Raw genomic sequence first — 18,520 nt, 5'->3', positions numbered from 1 at the left:
CATGAGCAGCGATCTCCTGCGCCACGGGCGGCGCTCCATCATCGGACAGGTCTATGTGCTGACCACGACAACATGCCAGCGCCGCCGACGCTTTGAATGTGACGCCACCGCAGGCTGTGTATCCAGCCAGTTTCAGGACCTCGAGCGACAAGGCCTGGTCCAGTCACTGGCATGGGTGGTGATGCCGGATCATGTGCATTGGATGTTGCAACTGCGTGCGTCGGAGCTGTCGGGCATCGCCCGTCGGTTCAAGTCATCCAGCGCGTTGGCCTTGAATCGGCTGGTCGGTCGTCGCGGCGTGGTCTGGCAGTCCGGGTACTTCGATCATGCGGTCAGGGCAGAGGAATCGTTGCATCGCCAGGCCCTGTATATCCTGGGAAATCCCATTCGGGCGGGCCTGGCCAAGGAGATTGGCCAGTATCCCTATGCGTGGTCGATCTGGTAGTGCCGGCCGCTGGCCGGCAACCAGGCGGTGCGTCCGGAGGTTCATGAAGTTGCCGGCCAGCGGCCGGCACTACCACCGGTCGGGGTTTGTGAGGTTGCCGGCCAGCGGCCGGCACTACGGCAGGGTGAGCCGATACACCAGCACCCGGTTGTCGTTGTCGTACGCACTGTCGCAGTGCTCGCCCTGCATGCGGCAGTTGCGGGCGGTGAAGTCGTTGTCGTTGCCGATCAGCAGCAGTACGTCGTTCGGGTGCTCTGGATCAAGCGCCGGCAACACGTCCATTGCTTCCCACTTCTCCGACAGCAATCCCGGGTGAGGGCCACGCCCTGTGTCCAGGTCCAGCCCGGCCCGGGCCAGCTGCGGCCGGTCGAGCAGATTCAGCACCTCTTTGACGTTGGCGGGCACGATGCCGGCTTTCAACATGGCGTCAGCCGGATCGGCCAGCACCGATGCCGTGCCGGTCTCATAGGCCGTGTCCACCAGATTGGAGGCCTGCCCAACGTTCACCAGCAGCACCGACTTATAGACGATCGGGTCGTTGCCCTCCTTGCCCAGTCCATTGCCATCGCGCGCCAGCATCAGGAAACGCTCGTTGTCCAGTGCACGCAGTTCGCTCTGCGCAGCGGTACGGTCGAGCTTGCCTTTGCCGTCGTGGGCGTAGGCAGGCAGGATCATCACATGGTGGCCCACCGGTTGCGTCGGCGTCGGGTTGCTGGACACGTCGTAGACCAGCACGCGGGTGTTGATGCGGCCGGCGGCATTGCCTGCCGCGCTGTCCTGCATCAGCGCGCTCTGCAGGGCAACGAACAGCCGTGTGCCGTCGGGCGACAGGCCCATGCCTTCCACGCCCTGGTTGTTGCGGCGCCCGGTCTGCGGCGGGGCCAACGATCCAAAGGCAGGCTTGCCATCACGTTGTGGCTGGATCGCCTGCGGCGGCACGATCACGCCCTGCAGCTGGCCCTGTGCGTTGAAGTAATAGACGTTGGCGGTGTACTCGTCGCCGATGTAGAAGTGGCCGTCCGCCGCGAACTGCAGCGATTCGGCATCAAGTGCGACCTTGCCGGCCCCCGCGCCCACGGCGGGTGAGGGCAGCACCACGTCACGCTGGATGATGGTGTGATCACCTGGGTCGGCACCGGTGAATGGCTGGCCGTTGTAGTCCTTCAGCACCAGCCCCTTTTCCGGCTTCATCGTCAGCGTGCCGAAGCTCTCTGGCTTGTCCGCGGGCCAGTCGATGCGCAGCTGCATGCGCTCCAGGCGGCCAGCGTAGTCGTAGAACAGGCCGGCTTCCGGATCGTTGCGCCCGCGGTCGGGCAGGGTCCACACCACCCCTTCATAGCCATGCGCGGTACGCCGCCACGTGCCCGGCTGCACCGCCAATGACGAGAACGAACCCAGCGTATCGCCGAGGAAGTCTACGGTGCCGGCCGGCAAACGACCGGCGGCGACCAATCCCTTGTCCACGTAGGTAAAGCCGGCCACCTGCACGATGCGGGGTGGTGCGCCGGTGGCTTCATGCGGTGCGTTGTAGCCGCTGACAGCAAGCGCAGCCAACAGCAGGGCAGTAACGGACATCAATGGACTCCTCGGCCGGCGATCAGAAGCGGACGTCGATGGTACCGAACACCTGGCGGGGTGCCGACGCATGGAACACATGCAGCTTGCCCGGTGGGTCGCTGGGTGCCAACACGCTCGAGTCCAGCTTGCTGGCGAAGCCAACCTGACCCAGATCGTAGCCACCGGCCAGGTCGAACACGGTGTAGCCCCAAAACCCCTGTGGTCGGTACAGGCCTGGAAGCGTTCGCCGGTGTACTTGCCGTGCAGGCTGGCCCAGCCGTTGTCGCGCCAGGTGATTTCGGTGGCCAGCAGCTGCTCGAGCAGATGAAAGGGCAGACATGCGATGCGGTCTCGGGCGCCTTGGGCGCCGCGCGATCAACGTGAATAGGGTGCACTGGACAGATGACTGTCTGGTGACATGGTCATCTGCGGACATCACGCGCGGGTAGTGCCGGCCGCTGGCCGGCAACTGCGGGATGCTGCGGAGGGTTCGTGAGGCTGCCGGCCAGCGGCCGGCACTACCGGTATCGGTCAACCCGCGTTGCTGCGTGTGCACTTTAGCGTCGCATCCTGCAATGCCCGCAGCTTCATCTGCGGACATACGGGCGGGTAGTGGCGGCCGCTGGCCGGCAACTGCGGGATGCCGCGGAGGGCTCATGAGGCTGCCGGCCAGCGGCCGGCACTACCGTTATCCGTCAACCTGCGTTGCGCGGCTTGCGTGTGCGTTTGGGTTTTGCTGCATCACCGCCGCTGGCGGCACCATCCTGCAACGCCTGCAGCCACGACAGCGTATCGACATAGTCGATGAAGTGGCGCAGATACCCGGGGCTGGTCGCCTGCATCGTGTCCAGCATGCGCTGCACCAGCACCGCCGAGTTCAGCGGGCCACCATCCGCCGGGGCTTCGGTGCGCAGCGAGCGGCGCACCTGCAGTTCGCTGCGCAGCTCGGACCACTCGCGGCGCACGTCGTCCAGCATCGGCACCTGCGGGTAGTGCAGCAGCGATCGCGACCCGGTGTCGAGGTCGCGCACCAGGGCACGCAATCCCTCCAAAGGCGAGGACTCAGCTGCCATTGCCGTTCTTCTCGCCCGGCGCAGCAGCCTTGGGCTTGGGAATCGGCGCGATCTCAACGCGGCGGTTGCGCGCGCGGCCATCTTCGTTGGCATTGGAGCTGACCGGCTGCTCGCTGCCGAATGCCGCGGCGAACACCGCATCGGCCGGTACGCCGTCGGCGATCAGGGTACGGGTCACCGTCAGCGACCGCTGTGCGGACAGCTCCCAGTTGTCGGTGAAGCGGCGGTTGCCTTCCCGCACCGGTGCGTCATCGGTGAAACCGCTGACCATCAGGATCTCTTCGCGCGTGCCGAGATAGGCCGCCAGCGGCGCGGCCAGGCTGCGCAGCAGTTCCTGGCCTTCCGGCTGCAGCTGGTCCGAGTTCAGCGCGAACAGCACGCTGCCGCTGATGCCGATGCGGCCATTCACCAGCGTCACCCGGCCGGCGGCGAGCGGGCCCGCCAGCGCCTGCTCCAGCGTCTGCAAGCGCTTGGCTTCGGCCTGGCGCTGCTTGACCTCCTGGTCCAGGCGCTGCGACAACTCCAGCTGCACGGCGACCACGCCGACCAGGATCAGCACGAACGCGCCCAGCAGCACCGACATCAGATCGCCGAATGCCGCCCAGATCGGGGCGTGTGAGCCGCCGTCGACCTCCAGCTCGTCGCTCATGCGCTGCCGGCCTTGCCGCGGCGCGCGGCCAGCTGCTGCAGTTCTTCCATCACCTGCTTCTGCGACAGCAGGCTGAGGTCGACCACCTCGCGCGCCTGCGCCACGTAGTACGCCAACTGCTCATCGCTGCGCGCCAGCGAGGCGTCCAGCGCACCGCCAATCTGCTCCAGGCGCCCGGAGAGCTCTGCCGACGCGGTGCCGAACTGCTCGACGGCAGCCCCGAAGGTGCCGGCCAGCTGGCCCACTTCACCGGCACTGCCATTGAGCAACGTGGCGATGCCATCGAGCTTGCCGGTCTCGGCCGCGATATGGTCGCTGAAACGGTTACCGACGCGTTCCAGCAGTTCGGCCGAGCCTCCGACCAGTGCATCGACAGCGGTGCGCTGCTCGTGCGAGGCGTGGTTGATCGCGTCCAGCAGGGTCTGCACGGTGGCCAGCAGGTGGCCGCGTTCTTCCAGCATCTTGTTGTCGCGCACCAGGCTTTCGGACAGGGTGCTGCGCAGTTCGTTGATGACCTCGGCGGCGGCCTTCGGTGCTGCGGCCGCAGTCTGCAGCAGGGTGGACACTTCGGCCAGCGTGGCGCTGGCCTGGGCACGGCCGTTCTCGCCGATCTGCTGCGCGGTCTGTGCCAACGTGTCGCAGACCTGCTGCTGCTGTTCGGCAAGGCGCTGGCCATTGGCCTGCAGGCGCTCGGCCAGATCGGTCGAAACGCGCTGCAACGCATCGCTCCAGCGCTGCAGGCGCTGCTCGTCGCCTGCCAGCAGCTGGGCCTGCAACGCCGCGTGCGCCTGCTGCAGCTCGGTACTTACCGCGTCCCAACGCAGCTGGCGCTGCTGTTCGCGCGCATCCAGGCCCGCCTGCAGTTCGGCATGTGCCGTGGCGGTGGCGGCCTGTGCGGCCTGCCAATCCTGCAGGCGCTGCTGCTCGTGTTCCTGCAGCAGCGACTGGCCGGCGGCGTGGCGCTCATCCAGTGCCTGCAGCAGCGCCTGCGCACGGTCATCCAGGTGGCTGCTGGCACGCTGCAGCGCCTGCTGCTGGCGCTCGACCAGTTCACTGTTCAATGCATGCTGCTGTTCGGCAGCAGCGCGCCAGGCCTCGGCGTTGCTGCTGGCATCGGCCTGCAGGCGCTCGCCGATGCGTGCCACCAGGGCTTCACCCTGCGTGCTCTGGCCTTCGCTGAAGGACTGCAGATGCTGGCGCAGTTCGGCAACCAGCGCCTGCTGCGCGCCGGTCTGTTCGGCCACTACCTTGGCCCAGCTCGCTTCGGTCGCCACGCGGCTGCGCTCGAAGCCCTCGGCCAGACCATTCAACTGCTGCTGCACGGCCTGTTCGACACGCGAATGCAGCGCCTGGCCGTGGCTGGCCAGGCCGGCCAGGGTGGTTTCGGCCATCGGTTGCAGCGCGCCACCAATGGCCGCAGCACTGGCTTCGGCCCCCTCGCGCAGCGACTGCTGCAGCGAGGTGGCCAGGCGTTCCTGCAACGCCTGGCTCTGCGTCAGGAACTCGGACTGACCGGCCAGCAGGCGCTCATTGGCGGCCGCGCTGTGCTGTTCGAAGGTGCTGGTCATCGCCTGCAGGCGATCGATCAGCGCAGGCAGCGCCGCAGACTGCGACTGCAGCAGGCGCAGCGACTCGGCACGCTGCCAGGCTTGCGAATACGGATGCAGGTCAGTGGCGATGGCGCGGTCCAGCTGCTGCACCACCTGCAGGCGGTCGCGGCGCAGCAGTGCCGACAGCAGGCCCAGCATGGCCGAACTGGCCACGCCGGCGATGGACGTGCCGAAGGCCACCGCCAGCCCCTGCACCGGCGAGGCCAGCGAGCCGCGGATGGCCGCCATGTCGGTGGCGCTCTGCAGCGCCAGGCCGGTGCCGCGCAGGGTGTCCATCATGCCCAGCAGCGTGCCGAGCATGCCCAGCAGCACCAGCAGGCCTACCAGATAGGGCGTCAGCACCGGCGAGGGCAGGGCGGTGCGTTCGCCTTCCACGCGCAGGCGCACGGCATTGCGCAGGCCCAGCGGCACACGCTCCAGCCACGGTGCCAGGCTTTCCTTGGCCAGCGAAAGGTCAGCCAGTGCGGCGCGCAGGCCATTGCTGGCCTGCCGGTAGCGGTACAGCTCCACGCCACCGGCGATGTAGCAGGCTGCGATGATCGCTGCCACGGCTGCACCCAGCGGGTGCACCGAGACATAGCCGACGCCGATCCAGCACACGGCCAGCAGGCCAGCAAGGAAGACAAGGACGTGGAAAACAGTTCTGGACATGGTGTTCCGGTCAGTGTGAGCGCAGGGCGGCAAGCAGCCCCTGGATCGGGTGGAAGCGCAGTTGCAGCTCGGCGAGCAGCAGCGTGCGCATGTCGTGGCGGAAGGACGCGCGCCAGCCGGGCTGGCCGTGCACGCGTTCGAATCGGGCACCCAGCACCGCCGGGGCGGTGGCAAGCAGGCTGTGCTCGCGCGGGCTCAAGGTCTGCTCCATCACCGCATCGACCTCGGCCAGCCGCGCCAGCTCCGGTGAAGCATGCACCAGCTGGTCGCGCAGGCGGCCGCGCAGGCGGCCGGTAGCGGTCTGGATGGCCTGCTGCAGCACCCGGTAGCGCTGCCGCAACGAAGCGAAGTTCGGCGCGGCGGCGGCCTCGGCCAGGTCCAGCAGGCGCTCGGCCTCGGCATCCTCGCTCAGCGAAGCCAACAGGCTCGCTTCGGTCTGGGCGCAATCGGCGAGCAGGTCATCCAGCGCTTCGGCGGCCTCGGCCGGTTCAGCCAGGCGGCCATCCAGCGCCCCGGCAAGGGCCACGGCACGGCTCCAGTCCACCCACTGGCCGAGGCGATCGGTCAGGGCGGGACTGGAGGCCGGCATCGCGCCGTCGCTGAGACGGGCGAGCAGACGGAGGAAGTCCGGTCCATCCACGACCGGCTGCGCTGCGTTCGCCATCAAGGGGGTGGGGGCCAAAAACCGTTGATTTTACAACCAGATGAGGCCGGCCGTATGAAGGCGGGGGCGAGGGGCAGCACCGATCGGGCCACAAGGCTTAAAATGGTCGGCTGTACCACCGCACCCCGACTTCTGGAGCTTGAGATGACCGTTGCGCAGTTTTACCCGATCGGCACCCCCGGACAGCCCTGGGGCGACGCCGAACGCGCGCAATGGCGGGCCCGCCAGCAGCGGCAGCGCAGCTACCACGAAGACGTGGTGACCGCGCTGGAGCGGCTGGACGAGCGCTTCGACGTGGTGCAGTACGGCCAGCTGGACTACGCCCCGGACCACTACCCGCTGTTTGCGGTGGTGAACCACGACTGGAACCCGGCCCTGCCGACCGCGCTGGTCACCGGCGGCGTGCATGGCTACGAAACCAGCGGCGTGCATGGCGCCCTGCAGTTCCTGGAGCAGCACGCCGAGCGTTACCTGGGCCGCTTCAACCTGATCGTGGCCCCGTGCATCAGCCCGTGGGGCTACGAGCGCATCCAGCGCTGGAACCCCAATGCCATCGATCCCAACCGCAGCTTCCGTGACGCCGGCCTGATCGAGGAAGCCGCCTCGCTGATGCGCTGGGTGGCCGAACGCAAGGCCAACATCCGGGTGCACCTGGACCTGCACGAGACCACCGACAGCGATCTGCACGAGTTCGACCCGGCCCGCTGCGCCCGCGATGGCAAGCCCTTCCAGCGCGACACCATTCCCGATGGCTTCTATGTGATCGGCAACAGCGAAGACCCGCAGCACGAATTCCAGAAGGCGCTGATCGCCGCCGTGGCGCCGATCACCCACATTGCCCCGGCCGACGCCGAAGGCAATCTGGTGGGCATGCCGCTGCAGTCGCTGGGCGTGGTGTGGGGTGAGTCGCGTTCCATTGGTGCATGTGCCGGCTTCACCGATGCGCTGTATGCCACCACCACCGAGGTGTACCCGGACAGCCCGCGCACCAATCCGCAGGAATGCAACGACGCCCAGGTGGCGGCGGTGTGCGCGGGGTTGGATTTCGCTCTGGCCAACTGATCGAGTACCGCATTGCGGCGCCGGGCCTTTGCTCGGCCGCTGCGGTGCGCAGCCGGGCCGGTCAGGTCCTTCTGCCCGCTGACGACGACTGTTGGACGCGTCGACCAAGCCCGCGCAGAGGTGCGGTCTTCGCCACGGCAGGCTTCACGGCCCGCGAGCGATGCAATCGCGATGATGTTCTCTCCAGCGAAGCTGCGTGAGACACCATCGGGAATGCTCCAGAATCTGCTTCACCTTGCACCTCTGATCACCGCTGCCATGACCTGCGTAACGGCGCTGATCTGGGTGGTCTATCTGAGCGTGTTCCTGCGCAGCTACCGCCGCCAGCAACGGCCATCCATTCTGATCACCTCCGGTGCGGGCAAGCATCTGGATGCGCACTGTTTTGTGACCAACCTTGGGTTGGAGCCGGTGTATCTGCTGGATGTGGTCATCGATCTGATCGAGCCCGGAGGCAAGGTCGTCCGCGCGGTCATTCCCGAGCGCACCGAACATTGGAACAACGCTGTCCCCGGAGAGGAGGAGGACATCCGGCGCGCCACCAACGTGGGGCCCCTCAGCAGCGGCGGAGAACGCGACCTGGGTCGCTTCCGCACGCTCATCGACCGTGCCGGCACTGAGAACCCGGACATCAAGGCGGATATCGCCTTCACCAGCCTGGAGGTGACCGTGGTCATCGTGACCGCCAGCCAGGCCGAGCTCTGTGGCGCCTCGCGGTGCTACCACATCGACCACACCGTGGAAGGCGCGCCCTGCCTCATGGCCAAGACCATCAAGGCCAAACAGCTGCAGGGCTGGTTGGCACGCAGGACCCTGACGCGTTTGTTGAGTGCCCAGCTCAGGGCCAGCGGCGAAAGCTGAAGCGCCGCCCTCCGCCTGGAGGCCTGATCGCGGCAACTCTCCGCCCTTCAGCGCATCACGATCCCGTGAACATCCTCGCGACGTGGCACGCACCTTGTTGAACCGTTCACTGCCCCAGCGCCAGGCGATGCATCCGGCCATCGGCTTGCGGCGTATGCCCTCATGCACGCAACGCTTCTTCCCTGCTGCTACGGATGCCCTGCATTCCCGCATGGCTGCAAGGTGGTGCAGTGACGGCAGCGAACGCTGCGCATTTCCCAGCCCGGTTGGGCTATCAACGAGGACACGAACATGCGTACCCAGATCCAGCGCCTGACCCTTGCCGCCACCGTCGCGGTTGCCTGCGCAACTGCCCCGGCCGCCTTTGCCGCCGACAACCCGATGGTGGGTGGCGTGCCGATGTACGCGAACAAGACCATTGTCGAAAACGCCTCCACCGCCCAGAACCTGAGCACCTTGGTGACTGCGGTGAAGGCGGCCGGGCTCGTTGACACGCTCAGCGGCAAGGGTCCGTTCACCGTATTTGCTCCGGACAACCAGGCGTTCGCCAAGCTGCCCGCAGGCACCGTGGAAACGCTGCTGAAGCCGGAAAACAAGGCCAAGCTGACCCAGGTCCTGACTTATCACGTGGTGCCGGGCACCTACACCTCCACCCAGCTGACCGCAGCAGCGCGCAGCCACGGTGGCAGCAGCACGCTGAAAACGGTGCAGGGTGAAGCGCTGACGGTGAAGCTGCAAGATGGCAAGGTCTGGGTGGTCGACGCCAAAGGTGGCAAGTCTGCGGTGACCACGGCCGACGTAAGGCAGTCCAACGGCGTGGTGCATGTGGTCGATTCGGTGCTGATGCCGAAGTAGGCCCAGGGCCGCAACATCGATGGCAGTGCGGGAGCGGCTGGTTTCACAGGCCAGCCGCTCACGATTGAGCGCGGTTCAGCGATCAAGCGCGTCGGGCGTTGTGCCTGCCGCCCAGCCCCCACCCAGCGCCAGGAACAGATCCACCTGACGATCCCCCAGCTGCGCGCGCGATGCTGCCAGCGCGGACTCTGCATCGGCCAGCGCGGCCTCGGCAGACAGCACGTCGATGAAGTCGATCCTGCCGAACCGGTACAACTGCCCAGCCTGATCGCTGGCATGTGCCGCGTCGTCGCGGGCGAGGGAAAGGCTGTGCTCGCGATCGATCTCCTGTGTGTAGGCCGACAGCACGGTTTCGGTCTGCCGCAGCGCGTCCAGCACCAGGCCATCGAACGATGCCAGCGTGGCATCGGCGTTGGCGCCGGCCGCATCGATCCGCGCCCGGGTTGCGCGACGGTTCGGCCAGCACCACGACAGCAGCGGTCCGAAGGACGCGCCGAGGCTGTCGCTGCTCAGCAGCTGCTTGAATGACCCTGCCGTGCCGGTGGACGCGCCGATGCTCACCTGTGGGTACAGGGCTGCCGTTTCCACGCCGATCATCGCGGTGGCCGCCGCCAGGCTGCGCTCGGCCGCGCGGACATCCGGGCGGCGCTGGATCAGCTGGCCACCGTCGCCGACCGGAACCGGTTGCTGCAGGCGCGGCGGTTGTTGGCAGTTGGCGACGTCCTGCGGATAGTCGGCTGGTACGCGTCCCATCAGCGCCGCCAGCGCGAACAGGGCCGCCTGCCGTTCGGCAACCAGATGCGGCACCGCCGCCGCACTGCGGTTGGCCGCCGCGCGCGCCCGGCTGACGTCGAATTCGGTTCCGCGTCCGCCGGCCGCCAAGCGCGTGGTGGCGTCCAACGTAGCGCGCTGCGTAGCGAGCACCCGCTGCGTCGCCGCCAGGGTGAGGTTGTTCGAACAGATGCCGACATAAGCGCGGGTGACAGCGGCGGCGACCACCACCCGCACCTGGTCACGTGCTGCAGCGACAGCCTCTGCATCGGCGCTGGCAGCTTCGATACCGCGGCGGATGCCACCTGCCAGATCCAGTGGGTAGGACAGGTGGATGCCGAGCGCATACACCTGCGGTGGCGAGGTGGGCGAGGTATATCCCCCGGCATGGGCCAGCGTGGCCGATGCATCTGCGTCGGTGCTTGCCGAGCCCTCAGCCCGGTACTGCAGCACCATCGCCGTGGCGCGGCGCAGGTTGGCATCAGCCGCGCGCAGATCGGTGTTGGCCCGCAGTGCTTCGCTGACGTAGGCATCGAGTCGTGGATCGTCGTACAGCTGCCACCAGCGGTCCGGCAGCTCGGCCTGTGCGTAGGCCGCCTGGTGGCTCGATACGAATGCGCGGCGGGCTGCCGGCGCGGCGGCAACCGCGTTGGCCGGTAGCGTGTAGTCCGGGCCGGACACGCAGCCGGCCAGCGACAGCGCACAGGCGAGCAGACCCACGCGTGATGCGGTGCCGATCACTTGCAGGCTCCCTGCGTGCGCGGAGTGATGGTCACGCTGGCGGTTCTGCCGACGATCAGGCGCGTATCCGGTGCCACGTCGTCCAAGTGGATGCGCACCGGTATCCGCTGCGCCAGCCGCACCCAGGTATACGTTGACGCAACCGATGGCAGCAGGTTGTGGGTGCTCGCGCGCTGATCGTCGGCAATGCCGGCGGCGATGCTCTCCACATGCCCATGCACGCCGCGGCCATCGCCCATCAGGCGGGCGACAGCGGCATCGCCTTCGTTGATGCAGTTGAGCTTGGTTTCTTCGAAATAGCCTTCGACCCTGAGGCTGGCGCTGTCGATCAGCGCCAGCGCCTGGGCACCCGGTTGCAGGAAATCGCCCGGGTGCAGGTCGAGGTTGGTGACGATGCCGTCGGCGCTGGCGCGCACTTCGGTGCGCTGCACGTTCAGCAGCGCCACCCGCCGCTCCGCTCGGGCCTGTGCAAGGCTGGCCACTTCGGTATCGACCTTGGCGGCATTGCGCTCCCGCGTTTCCGAAGCCACCAGGTTGCCCAGCGCGATGTCCCGCTTCGATTCACGGCGGGCAAGGGCAAGCGTGGCCTGCGCGCTGTTCACTGCGGCATCGGCCTTGTCCAGCGCGGCGGCGTAGCGCGGCTGGTCCAGCACCAGCAACAGCTGCCCGGCTTTCACCCGCTGGTTATCCTGCACCAGCACCTGGGTGACCAGCCCGCCCATGTCCGACGCCACGCGGATCACATCGGCGCGCACGCGGCCGTCGCGCGTCCACGGCTGCGCTTCGTAGCGGTTCCACAGGGACAGCGCCGCGATCACGGCAACGACGAACAGGCAGAGCGTTGCGCTCCAGCGGCCAATGACACTCAACAGGTGCTTCATTTCAGTTTCTCAAGCAGGGGCGCGAGCTGGATCAGCAGCTCCGCCAGGATCACGAACAGCGAAAGGCCCACCAGCGGGCGATAGGCGAACAGCCGGTACAGGCCGAGGCTTGCCAGCAGCCGCGAGGCCATCATCGACAGCGCCAGCGCGATGAGTGCCACCGCCAGCAGGCCGGGAACGAAGACGCCGTCAATGGAGATATCGGAGAACATCGACTCAGTCCCCATGTACGATCAACGGAGCAATCAGGTCGCGGCGCAGGCCGCAGAGCAGCGGAAGAACACGTTCGGATGCGCCGTTGTTGCCAGCGATGATCACCTCGCGTGTGCGCTCGAGTGATTCCAGCAGCGGCGTATCCACTGTGCGGCATGTGGAGGTACGGATACGGAAGTGGGCGGACGCGCTGTGACGCAACTGGGCCAGGCGGTCGTGGCTGCGGCGATCATTCAACGCCCCGCCAATTACGCGCAGTTCGGCCACGGCACTGGCCGCGCGCATGTCCGCAAACAGCGTCCGCAACGTGGGGGCTGCATCCGGATGGCCGCGCAGGCGAGGGGCAAGCAGCGCAAGCCGATCCACCATGCGGCTTGTCCAGTCGCTGGCATTTCGTACCTGCCCGGCGGCGCGGCGTGCGATGTCCCGCCGGATGACATCCTGCAGGCGCGCGCGGCTGCGATTGCTGTCCAGCGTCTGCAACAGCGACATGCTGCACAGCGCCGCCGCCGTGCCCACGAACAGCGCCAAGCTGCTGTTGAGCGCGCCCGCGATGTGGGTGGCATTGGTGGCGCCCAACCCGGCGATGAGGGGGAAGGTGAGCACTACCCCCAATGCGCCCATGATGAACGGCGGGCGGGAGAGGAACGAGCCACACACCAGCAGTGCCGGCGCCAGTGCCATGGCCAGGCCGACGAAATCGGACAGACCCGGAAAGATAACCAGCGCGTAGAACAACCCGATGACCACGCCGATGGTCGACCCGATCAGATAGCGCATGACATGCCCGGCAGGTGCCTCGGTGGTCCCGAACAACACGCAGGCCGTGCCGATGATGGAGACGGCGGTTGCACCGTCGGACCACGCAGTAGCGATCCACAGCGCGCAGGCCAGTAGGATGCCGACGAAGGCGCCCAAGGCGCTGCGCAGGGCGATCCGGTGGTCGCGATGCAGCACATGACCGTTCGCCTTCCTGGCAAGGTGCGCGGGCACATGCCGGCGCCAGTCCGGGCGGGCGGCGTGCAGCTGCGCTTCCAGCAGCCGGCAGTCGTGATGCGCAGCATCGAGTTCGGCCTGACGTGCGCAGAGATCTGCACGCATCAATTCCTGCCATGTGGTGTGCGCCGTGCCAGCGGGCTGCGCGCGCAACTGGGCCAGTGATTCGTCCACGGCGCTGGACAGCATCAGCACATCGAGCATCCGGTCATGCAGTGCGCGCAGGATCTGCACCTGGGCGACGCCGTGCACACTGTCGAACGGCAGGTGGATGGACAGCGTGTGCAGGTCGAGGAGGTCCGCGGCTACCTTGGAGCGATCCGCAGCCAGTACCGTTTCGTTTGCGCCAGCGCGCATGTCCCGCGTCCAGCGCTCCGCATCGGCGAGGATCGATGCCACGCGCGCGTGCACACGCGGCGAGACCCGGCGTGGCCACAGCAGGCCATGGACCAGCGTCGCCGCAAGAATGCCGATGGAGATTTCCTGCACGCGGGTGACGGCGATGGTGAAGACGTCATCGGGCGCCATCACCGCCGGGAAACCAATCAGGCTGGTGGTGTACCCGGCCAGCAGGAAGGCGTACGCACGCGGTGTGCGGTCGAGCATGGCCAAATACAGGCACAGGCCCATCCAGGCCGCCAGCACCACGCTCAACACCAGCGGCGCGTTGGCGAACCGGGGCACCAGCAGCACCGTAGCAACCGCACCGCCGACCGTTCCCAACAGCCGGAACAGGCCACGGCTGAGCGTCGCGCCGGACATCGGCTGCGACACCAGATACACGGTGCCGATCACCCAGAACGGGCGGGTCAGGCCGATGCGTAGCGAGACATACAGCCCGAGGATCGCGGCGAGCAGGCATTTGAGCGAGAACAGCATCGCTTCGCGGTCGACCTTCCATGCGGGCGACGTCAACAACTCGATGGGGAGCGAAAGCCAAGAGCGGGTGGGGGTGAGGATCTGCATGCCGCCATCGTATTCAGCGAGCCCCGTCGCCGAATTTCGCTAGAATGTCAGCCTATCGCTGAATCCGGTCATCGAGAATGACTCGCATTTCACTGCCTGGCTTTGATCTGGATCCGGACGCGACGGATCGGCCGGCAGTGGCCAGCCGCCTGCAGGTGGCCGACCACGATGCCGAGATTCCAGTGCATGACCACCGCAAGGGACAGCTGATCCTGGCACTTCATGGCGCGGTGACCTGCGAAGTGGCCAATGCGCTGTGGATCGTGCCGCCACAGTGCGGCGTGTGGATTCCCGGCAGCATGCCGCACAGCAACCGGGCCACCGCCAACGCCCGCCTGTGCTATCTGTTCGTCGAGCCGGGCGTTGTCGACCTGCCACTGCATTGCGTGACGCTGTCGATCTCGCCGATGGTGCGCGAGATGATCCTGCACCTGGCCGATGCACCGCAGGACTACCAGCGCGGCGGGCACACCGATCGACTGGCGCGTGTGCTGCTGGACGAACTGGTGCAGATGCCGGCCGAGCGGTTGTACCTGCCGGTGAGTGACCACCCCAAGATCCGTGCGCTGGCTGCGGCGCTGTCGGCCAATCCGGCCGATCGCAGCACCATCAGTGAATGGGCCAAACGCCTGGCGTTGGGTGAGCGTACGTTGACGCGGCTGATTGATCGGGAAACCGGACTGTCGTTCGGGCGCTGGCGGCAGCAGCTGCATCTGCTGGTTGCCATTCGCGAGCTTGCAGGCGGCGCGGCGGTGCAGCGGGTTTCTGAAACCCTGGGCTATGAATCGGTTACGGCGTTCATCACGATGTTCAAGAAAGCGCTGGGGCAATCGCCTACGCGGTATTTTGCGGCGCGGTTGCGTGGACAGGATTCAGCTATGCGTGGTGGTTGATGGTGGCTGGCTGACGTTGCTTGGCTGAAGCGGAGCATCAGCTCTCTGCGGGACTGCGTTTGTCACGTATCGAATAGATTACTGAAAAGATCTTCCAGCCCCGCTCGGTGCGGACCAGCTGCCACATTTCCCGGCCCCAGTTTGCCTTCACGCCGTTGGCATGGAAGCTGTAGTCGAACGACACCGATGCCACATCGCCATCTGTATCGATTTTGGTGTTGAAGAACTTCTCCTCCCGTGGCTCTGCCGTGGCCACTGCCTCATCGATGAGCGAGATGAAGTTGTTCGACGGAATATTGCGTGCCTTGATTGCATCGGGCTTGACCCTGCGGATGTCTGCCAATCGCCGGTCCTCGGACACGAACTGCCAGCCGATGTCTTCAGGCCTGTCCGAGAAGAACAAGCTCATGTAGGTCGGTTTGTCCTTGTTGAACAGCGAGGTGCGGAAGGACTCGATCACCTGTTCGATCGCCTTCACATCGGCGGGCGTGCTTTGCTCTGCGCAAGCCGGAAGGCTGGGCAACAGGCAAAGGGCGAGGGTGGTGACGACCGTTCGTGGAGTGTGCATCTGTAGTGCCTGGTTGAAGGGGGGGAACTCCAGCGTCCGGGCGGCGGCGCGAAGGCGCTGAACACCCCTTCGCGCAGCCCCACACGGCACGCATCTTCTGCCATGCCAGCAGTCGGAGCAATGGAACGGGTGCGCGGTGGGTGTGGCGCCAATGTGGTGTCTGGCCCAGCTCTCAGCGGCTACTGATCGCTCACCTGCAACCGCCCCACAGCCTGCGCACTCAACGCCAGGCACGCCAGCATCAGCCCTTCCATCACCCGGTCCCCCACATAGTCCTCGAGCTCGCCGTTCTGCCGGGTCCGCTCCGCTGCCAGCAGCACCTCCTGAACCACCCGCAAGCCAGCCAATGCGCAATCGGCGTCGGCCAGCGCCATGCAGCGCCCCGGCAACTGGTGCCGCTCCGGCCAGGGCTGCCCGTCGGCGGCGGCGCCTTTGCCGATGCGCTTCAGGTTGGCAATCAGGGTATGCGCATCCGCGCAGGGCACAGCCTCTGCCAGGTCATCGGCATTGGCCGGGTCACGGTAGGCGTGCAGGTGGGGAAGGTCAGATCCGTTCATGGCGAGGCTCCGTGCGGGGCAATCGGTAGCCGCCACACAGAGGTGGCGGACGGTACGTGGTTCGAATCCGGGTTGACCTCAAGCCGGCGGGCGCGAACGCCCCCACGCACCGCCCGCCATAGCCGGCAGACGGATTGCCAGCCGGCGCCACGGAATGTGGACGCCGGCTGGCAAGCGCAATCACTCAAGGTCAACACGGGATTCGAAACCCGGCCACCCGTTTTCGGTGGCACGCCATCTGAGCCCGCGTCGCTGTGCAATGCCAATCAGAAGAGTTGCAAACAGCTCACGATTGGAGACGCTTTCGGCATTGAACCACGCTGTTAGGTGCCGGCACTGCTGGCTGCCGCGATGATCCACCGCGACCAGGCAATCTGCGACAGGGGTCGTGGTTGTAGGGGATGCGCGGGATGTGTGAGCGGGTTGATGGCGACAAGCCATGGGTAGCGCTGGACCATGCCCGGCGAGCAACGTGGTGTGGTGCTCTGATGCACTCCTCCGGGCATGGCCCGGCGCTACCGTTTCCGTCGCGCCTTGACGTTCCCCGCCACCAAGCGCAGGCTTGCCCAGCACGTTTCCTAAACACAAAGGAGACTTATGACAGCTACCGCGTCTCTGCATCCCACGCCCGACACCCAAGGCCGTTCACGCCTCTGGAACGTCTTCTGGCTGCAAGGGGTCATCCCCAGCAACATGCTCTGGGCCGTTGCCCTCTGGGCCCTCGCCAACCAGCGCACCACACTGGTGCTGGCGATGTTCGCCGTGCTGCTGCTCTATACCGGTTGGATCATCCCCGCAGTCTGGCGCGCGGCGCCCACCGCGCGCACCCCGAACCTGGGCGTTGCCGCGCGCGGCCTGACCGTCGCCTGGGGGCTGAACACCGTGCTGGTGATCTTCTTCCTGACCCTGCAGCTGGTGGCTCAATAGAACTGGATCGGCTCTCCGCTGCGGTCGAAGGCGGCGAAGCGGCCGATCTGGCCGTCGTTGATGGCGTTGACCATCAGCCGCAGCGGGCGGGTGGCCTCGTCGGTGCTGGGGGCGAAGCCTGCACGCCCATCCATCGCCGCCACGAACACCATGTCCCACTCCACGCCGGTGGTGGTGGACTCGCTGGCCAGTGCCTGGAAGCTCGGCACCTCGGCCGGCAGCTTGTCCACGCACAGCACAGGCGACAGGGTGCCGCCCTCACGCCGGTCATGCCGGTCGCGCTGGTCGTCGGTGGGCGATTCGGGCAGGTCGGCGCGGGCGAATACGAACAGCAGGCGTTGCGGTTCGGCCTGTTCGCTGGCGGCCTGCAGCAATTGCTGGAAATCATTCATCATCATGATGGCTGTCACACGCACGCTGCACGGAAAGCCGCATGCTGCCATAACGTCCGGGCGGCGTGGCCGGCGGCGATTGATTTAAGTCATCCCGCTGCCAATGCCTGCCGCGTAGGCTGGCGTCAGTCTCAGCAGGCGAGGGTATCCGGGCCGTTCCGGGCACAGGCAAGACGGTGGAACAACAAGGTGGACCAGCCATGAGCCAACTCACCGACGGATTCGGGCGCAGCTTTCCTTACCTGCGCCTGTCGTTGACCGAGGCCTGCAACTTCCGTTGCAGCTACTGCCTGCCCGATGGCTACCGGGCCGACGGCCGCCCGCGCTTCCTGGCGGTGGACGAGATCGCGCGCCTGGTGCGCGCCTTTGCCATGCTGGGGATGACCAAGATCCGCCTGACCGGTGGCGAGCCCAGTCTGCGCAAGGACCTGGACGAGATCATCGCCACGGTGGCGGCCGTGCCGGGCATCCGCAAGGTGGCCATCACTACCAACGGCACGCTGCTGCCGCGTCGCCTGCCGGGCTGGCACCGCGCCGGCCTGACCGCGCTGAACGTAAGCATGGACAGCCTGCAGCGCGAGCGCTTCAGGACCATCACCGGCCACGACCGCCTGCCGGAAATCCAGCAGGGGCTGGAGATGGCGCAGGCACTTGGCCTGCCGGCCATCAAGCTCAACGCGGTGCTGCTGCGCGGCCTGAACGACGACGAGCTGCCGCAGTGGATGGACTTCCTGCGCGACCGTCCCTTCAGCGTGCGCTTCATCGAACTGATGCGTACCGGCGACAACGAAGCTTATTTCCAGCGCCACCATCTGCGCGCCGACGTGGTGATCGAGCAGCTGCTGGCCGCTGGCTGGCACGAGCGCCCGCGCGCGGCCGATGCCGGCCCGGCACGCGAGTTCAGCCACCCGCAGCATCGCGGCACGGTGGGCATCATCGCCCCGTACTCGCGTGACTTCTGCAAGGGCTGCAACCGCCTGCGGGTGACCGCCAAGGGTGACCTGCGGCTGTGCCTGTTCGGCGAATTCGGCGTGCCGCTGCGCCCGCTGTTGCAGAGCGACGACGACCAGGACGCGCTGCTGGCACGCATCACCACACAGCTTGGCCTGAAAGCGGCCGGGCACGGATTGCACCAGGGCCAGACCGGGTTGACCCCGCATCTGGCTTCGATTGGAGGATGAGGAACAC

At 66.8% G+C, this 18,520-nt stretch carries 20 protein-coding genes; 7 read left to right on the top strand and 13 right to left on the bottom strand.

Going from position 1 to position 18,520, the window contains the following annotated elements:
* Window position 1 precedes the first annotated feature (1 nt).
* Window positions 2-445: a transposase gene (locus D0Y85_RS11655; protein WP_117310575.1), complete on the top strand. Its 444-nt coding sequence runs from the start codon at window positions 2-4 to the stop codon at window positions 443-445.
* 114 nt (window positions 446-559) lie between these two features.
* Here the strand turns inward: D0Y85_RS11655 and D0Y85_RS11650 are convergent, their stop codons facing one another.
* The 6 genes from D0Y85_RS11650 to D0Y85_RS11625 form a co-directional block, all read right to left on the bottom strand.
* Window positions 560-2,020 carry an esterase-like activity of phytase family protein gene (locus D0Y85_RS11650; protein WP_117310574.1) on the bottom strand — a complete coding sequence of 487 codons (1,461 nt, stop codon included), beginning with the start codon at window positions 2,018-2,020 and terminating at the stop codon, window positions 560-562.
* A 22-nt stretch (window positions 2,021-2,042) separates the two neighbouring features.
* Window positions 2,043-2,201: a hypothetical protein gene (locus D0Y85_RS20890; RefSeq protein ID WP_229289859.1), complete on the bottom strand. Its 159-nt coding sequence runs from the start codon at window positions 2,199-2,201 to the stop codon at window positions 2,043-2,045.
* A 496-nt stretch (window positions 2,202-2,697) separates the two neighbouring features.
* Window positions 2,698-3,075 carry a DUF2894 domain-containing protein gene (locus D0Y85_RS11640; protein WP_033831301.1) on the bottom strand — a complete coding sequence of 126 codons (378 nt, stop codon included), beginning with the start codon at window positions 3,073-3,075 and terminating at the stop codon, window positions 2,698-2,700.
* Complete coding sequence (locus D0Y85_RS11635; protein ID WP_117310573.1) at window positions 3,065-3,724, bottom strand: OmpA family protein; 660 nt, start codon at window positions 3,722-3,724, stop codon at window positions 3,065-3,067. The genes D0Y85_RS11640 and D0Y85_RS11635 overlap by 11 nt, the downstream gene beginning before the upstream one ends.
* Window positions 3,721-5,985 (bottom strand): DUF802 domain-containing protein, encoded by a 2,265-nt coding sequence (locus D0Y85_RS11630; protein ID WP_117310572.1) that lies wholly within the window; start codon window positions 5,983-5,985, stop codon window positions 3,721-3,723. Before D0Y85_RS11630 ends, D0Y85_RS11635 begins: the two co-directional genes overlap by 4 nt.
* A 10-nt stretch (window positions 5,986-5,995) precedes the next feature.
* On the bottom strand, window positions 5,996-6,649 hold the full coding sequence (locus D0Y85_RS11625; protein WP_117310571.1) for a DUF3348 family protein: 654 nt from the start codon (window positions 6,647-6,649) through the stop codon (window positions 5,996-5,998).
* A 144-nt stretch (window positions 6,650-6,793) separates the two neighbouring features.
* Between D0Y85_RS11625 and D0Y85_RS11620 the strand changes: the two genes are divergently transcribed.
* The 3 genes from D0Y85_RS11620 to D0Y85_RS11610 all read left to right on the top strand — a co-directional run bounded on the left by D0Y85_RS11620 (window position 6,794) and on the right by D0Y85_RS11610 (window position 9,427).
* Window positions 6,794-7,711: a M14 family metallocarboxypeptidase gene (locus D0Y85_RS11620; protein WP_117310570.1), complete on the top strand. Its 918-nt coding sequence runs from the start codon at window positions 6,794-6,796 to the stop codon at window positions 7,709-7,711.
* 213 nt (window positions 7,712-7,924) lie between these two features.
* Window positions 7,925-8,572 carry a hypothetical protein gene (locus D0Y85_RS11615; protein ID WP_162887658.1) on the top strand — a complete coding sequence of 216 codons (648 nt, stop codon included), beginning with the start codon at window positions 7,925-7,927 and terminating at the stop codon, window positions 8,570-8,572.
* A gap of 291 nt (window positions 8,573-8,863) precedes the next feature.
* Window positions 8,864-9,427 carry a fasciclin domain-containing protein gene (locus tag D0Y85_RS11610; RefSeq protein ID WP_025874323.1) on the top strand — a complete coding sequence of 188 codons (564 nt, stop codon included), beginning with the start codon at window positions 8,864-8,866 and terminating at the stop codon, window positions 9,425-9,427.
* 75 nt (window positions 9,428-9,502) lie between these two features.
* On the opposite strand, the gene D0Y85_RS11605 is transcribed toward D0Y85_RS11610, so the two are convergent.
* The 4 genes from D0Y85_RS11605 to D0Y85_RS11590 are packed head-to-tail and all read right to left on the bottom strand — an operon-like array spanning window position 9,503 to window position 13,908.
* Entirely contained in the window at window positions 9,503-10,939 is a 1,437-nt protein-coding gene (locus D0Y85_RS11605; protein ID WP_240329209.1) for an efflux transporter outer membrane subunit, read from the bottom strand.
* Window positions 10,936-11,820 carry a biotin/lipoyl-binding protein gene (locus D0Y85_RS11600; RefSeq protein WP_117310569.1) on the bottom strand — a complete coding sequence of 295 codons (885 nt, stop codon included), beginning with the start codon at window positions 11,818-11,820 and terminating at the stop codon, window positions 10,936-10,938. Before D0Y85_RS11600 ends, D0Y85_RS11605 begins: the two co-directional genes overlap by 4 nt.
* Window positions 11,817-12,032, bottom strand: coding sequence for a DUF1656 domain-containing protein (locus D0Y85_RS11595; protein ID WP_025874327.1), 216 nt, complete (start codon window positions 12,030-12,032; stop codon window positions 11,817-11,819). Before D0Y85_RS11595 ends, D0Y85_RS11600 begins: the two co-directional genes overlap by 4 nt.
* A gap of 4 nt (window positions 12,033-12,036) precedes the next feature.
* A complete protein-coding gene (locus D0Y85_RS11590) occupies window positions 12,037-13,908 on the bottom strand; it encodes an FUSC family protein (protein ID WP_117310568.1) in 1,872 nt (623 codons plus the stop codon).
* 164 nt (window positions 13,909-14,072) lie between these two features.
* Between D0Y85_RS11590 and D0Y85_RS11585 the strand changes: the two genes are divergently transcribed.
* Window positions 14,073-14,888, top strand: coding sequence for a helix-turn-helix transcriptional regulator (locus D0Y85_RS11585; RefSeq protein ID WP_117310567.1), 816 nt, complete (start codon window positions 14,073-14,075; stop codon window positions 14,886-14,888).
* A gap of 37 nt (window positions 14,889-14,925) precedes the next feature.
* On the opposite strand, the gene D0Y85_RS11580 is transcribed toward D0Y85_RS11585, so the two are convergent.
* Together D0Y85_RS11580 and D0Y85_RS11575 are read right to left on the bottom strand one after the other, a co-directional pair.
* Window positions 14,926-15,456: a nuclear transport factor 2 family protein gene (locus D0Y85_RS11580; protein WP_117310566.1), complete on the bottom strand. Its 531-nt coding sequence runs from the start codon at window positions 15,454-15,456 to the stop codon at window positions 14,926-14,928.
* 179 nt (window positions 15,457-15,635) lie between these two features.
* Complete coding sequence (locus tag D0Y85_RS11575; RefSeq protein WP_117310565.1) at window positions 15,636-16,013, bottom strand: hypothetical protein; 378 nt, start codon at window positions 16,011-16,013, stop codon at window positions 15,636-15,638.
* A 597-nt stretch (window positions 16,014-16,610) separates the two neighbouring features.
* Between D0Y85_RS11575 and D0Y85_RS11570 the strand changes: the two genes are divergently transcribed.
* Window positions 16,611-16,940 (top strand): hypothetical protein, encoded by a 330-nt coding sequence (locus D0Y85_RS11570; protein ID WP_059064365.1) that lies wholly within the window; start codon window positions 16,611-16,613, stop codon window positions 16,938-16,940.
* Here D0Y85_RS11570 and D0Y85_RS11565 read toward each other — a convergent pair.
* On the bottom strand, window positions 16,934-17,338 hold the full coding sequence (locus D0Y85_RS11565) for a hypothetical protein (protein ID WP_025874337.1): 405 nt from the start codon (window positions 17,336-17,338) through the stop codon (window positions 16,934-16,936). The two genes, D0Y85_RS11570 and D0Y85_RS11565, sit on opposite strands and share 7 nt — an antisense overlap.
* Before the next feature lie 194 nt (window positions 17,339-17,532).
* On the opposite strand from D0Y85_RS11565, the gene moaA reads away from it, so the two are divergent.
* Window positions 17,533-18,513, top strand: a complete 981-nt coding sequence (gene moaA / locus D0Y85_RS11560; protein WP_117310564.1) for a GTP 3',8-cyclase MoaA — start codon at window positions 17,533-17,535, stop codon at window positions 18,511-18,513.
* Window positions 18,514-18,520 lie beyond the last annotated feature (7 nt).

Origin of the sequence: Stenotrophomonas sp. G4, from assembly GCF_003428825.1 — a bacterium.
Lineage (GTDB): Bacteria > Pseudomonadota > Gammaproteobacteria > Xanthomonadales > Xanthomonadaceae > Stenotrophomonas > Stenotrophomonas indicatrix.
Note: the sequence above shows the minus strand (reverse complement) of the source record. Positions and strands in the feature narration are given on the sequence as shown.

Bases quoted from the DNA above. Each gene is read 5' to 3' on its own strand.
- D0Y85_RS11655 (WP_117310575.1), top strand. From the start codon at position 2: ATGAGCAGCGATCTCCTGCGCCACGGGCGGCGCTCCATCATCGGACAG.
- D0Y85_RS11650 (WP_117310574.1), bottom strand. From the start codon at position 2,020: ATGTCCGTTACTGCCCTGCTGTTGGCTGCGCTTGCTGTCAGCGGCTAC.
- D0Y85_RS11640 (WP_033831301.1), bottom strand. From the start codon at position 3,075: ATGGCAGCTGAGTCCTCGCCTTTGGAGGGATTGCGTGCCCTGGTGCGC.
- D0Y85_RS11635 (WP_117310573.1), bottom strand. From the start codon at position 3,724: ATGAGCGACGAGCTGGAGGTCGACGGCGGCTCACACGCCCCGATCTGG.
- D0Y85_RS11630 (WP_117310572.1), bottom strand. From the start codon at position 5,985: ATGTCCAGAACTGTTTTCCACGTCCTTGTCTTCCTTGCTGGCCTGCTG.
- D0Y85_RS11625 (WP_117310571.1), bottom strand. From the start codon at position 6,649: ATGGCGAACGCAGCGCAGCCGGTCGTGGATGGACCGGACTTCCTCCGT.
- D0Y85_RS11620 (WP_117310570.1), top strand. From the start codon at position 6,794: ATGACCGTTGCGCAGTTTTACCCGATCGGCACCCCCGGACAGCCCTGG.
- D0Y85_RS11615 (WP_162887658.1), top strand. From the start codon at position 7,925: ATGCTCCAGAATCTGCTTCACCTTGCACCTCTGATCACCGCTGCCATG.
- D0Y85_RS11610 (WP_025874323.1), top strand. From the start codon at position 8,864: ATGCGTACCCAGATCCAGCGCCTGACCCTTGCCGCCACCGTCGCGGTT.
- D0Y85_RS11600 (WP_117310569.1), bottom strand. From the start codon at position 11,820: ATGAAGCACCTGTTGAGTGTCATTGGCCGCTGGAGCGCAACGCTCTGC.
- D0Y85_RS11595 (WP_025874327.1), bottom strand. From the start codon at position 12,032: ATGTTCTCCGATATCTCCATTGACGGCGTCTTCGTTCCCGGCCTGCTG.
- D0Y85_RS11590 (WP_117310568.1), bottom strand. From the start codon at position 13,908: ATGCTGTTCTCGCTCAAATGCCTGCTCGCCGCGATCCTCGGGCTGTAT.
- D0Y85_RS11585 (WP_117310567.1), top strand. From the start codon at position 14,073: ATGACTCGCATTTCACTGCCTGGCTTTGATCTGGATCCGGACGCGACG.
- D0Y85_RS11580 (WP_117310566.1), bottom strand. From the start codon at position 15,456: ATGCACACTCCACGAACGGTCGTCACCACCCTCGCCCTTTGCCTGTTG.
- D0Y85_RS11575 (WP_117310565.1), bottom strand. From the start codon at position 16,013: ATGAACGGATCTGACCTTCCCCACCTGCACGCCTACCGTGACCCGGCC.
- D0Y85_RS11570 (WP_059064365.1), top strand. From the start codon at position 16,611: ATGACAGCTACCGCGTCTCTGCATCCCACGCCCGACACCCAAGGCCGT.
- D0Y85_RS11565 (WP_025874337.1), bottom strand. From the start codon at position 17,338: ATGATGATGAATGATTTCCAGCAATTGCTGCAGGCCGCCAGCGAACAG.
- moaA (WP_117310564.1), top strand. From the start codon at position 17,533: ATGAGCCAACTCACCGACGGATTCGGGCGCAGCTTTCCTTACCTGCGC.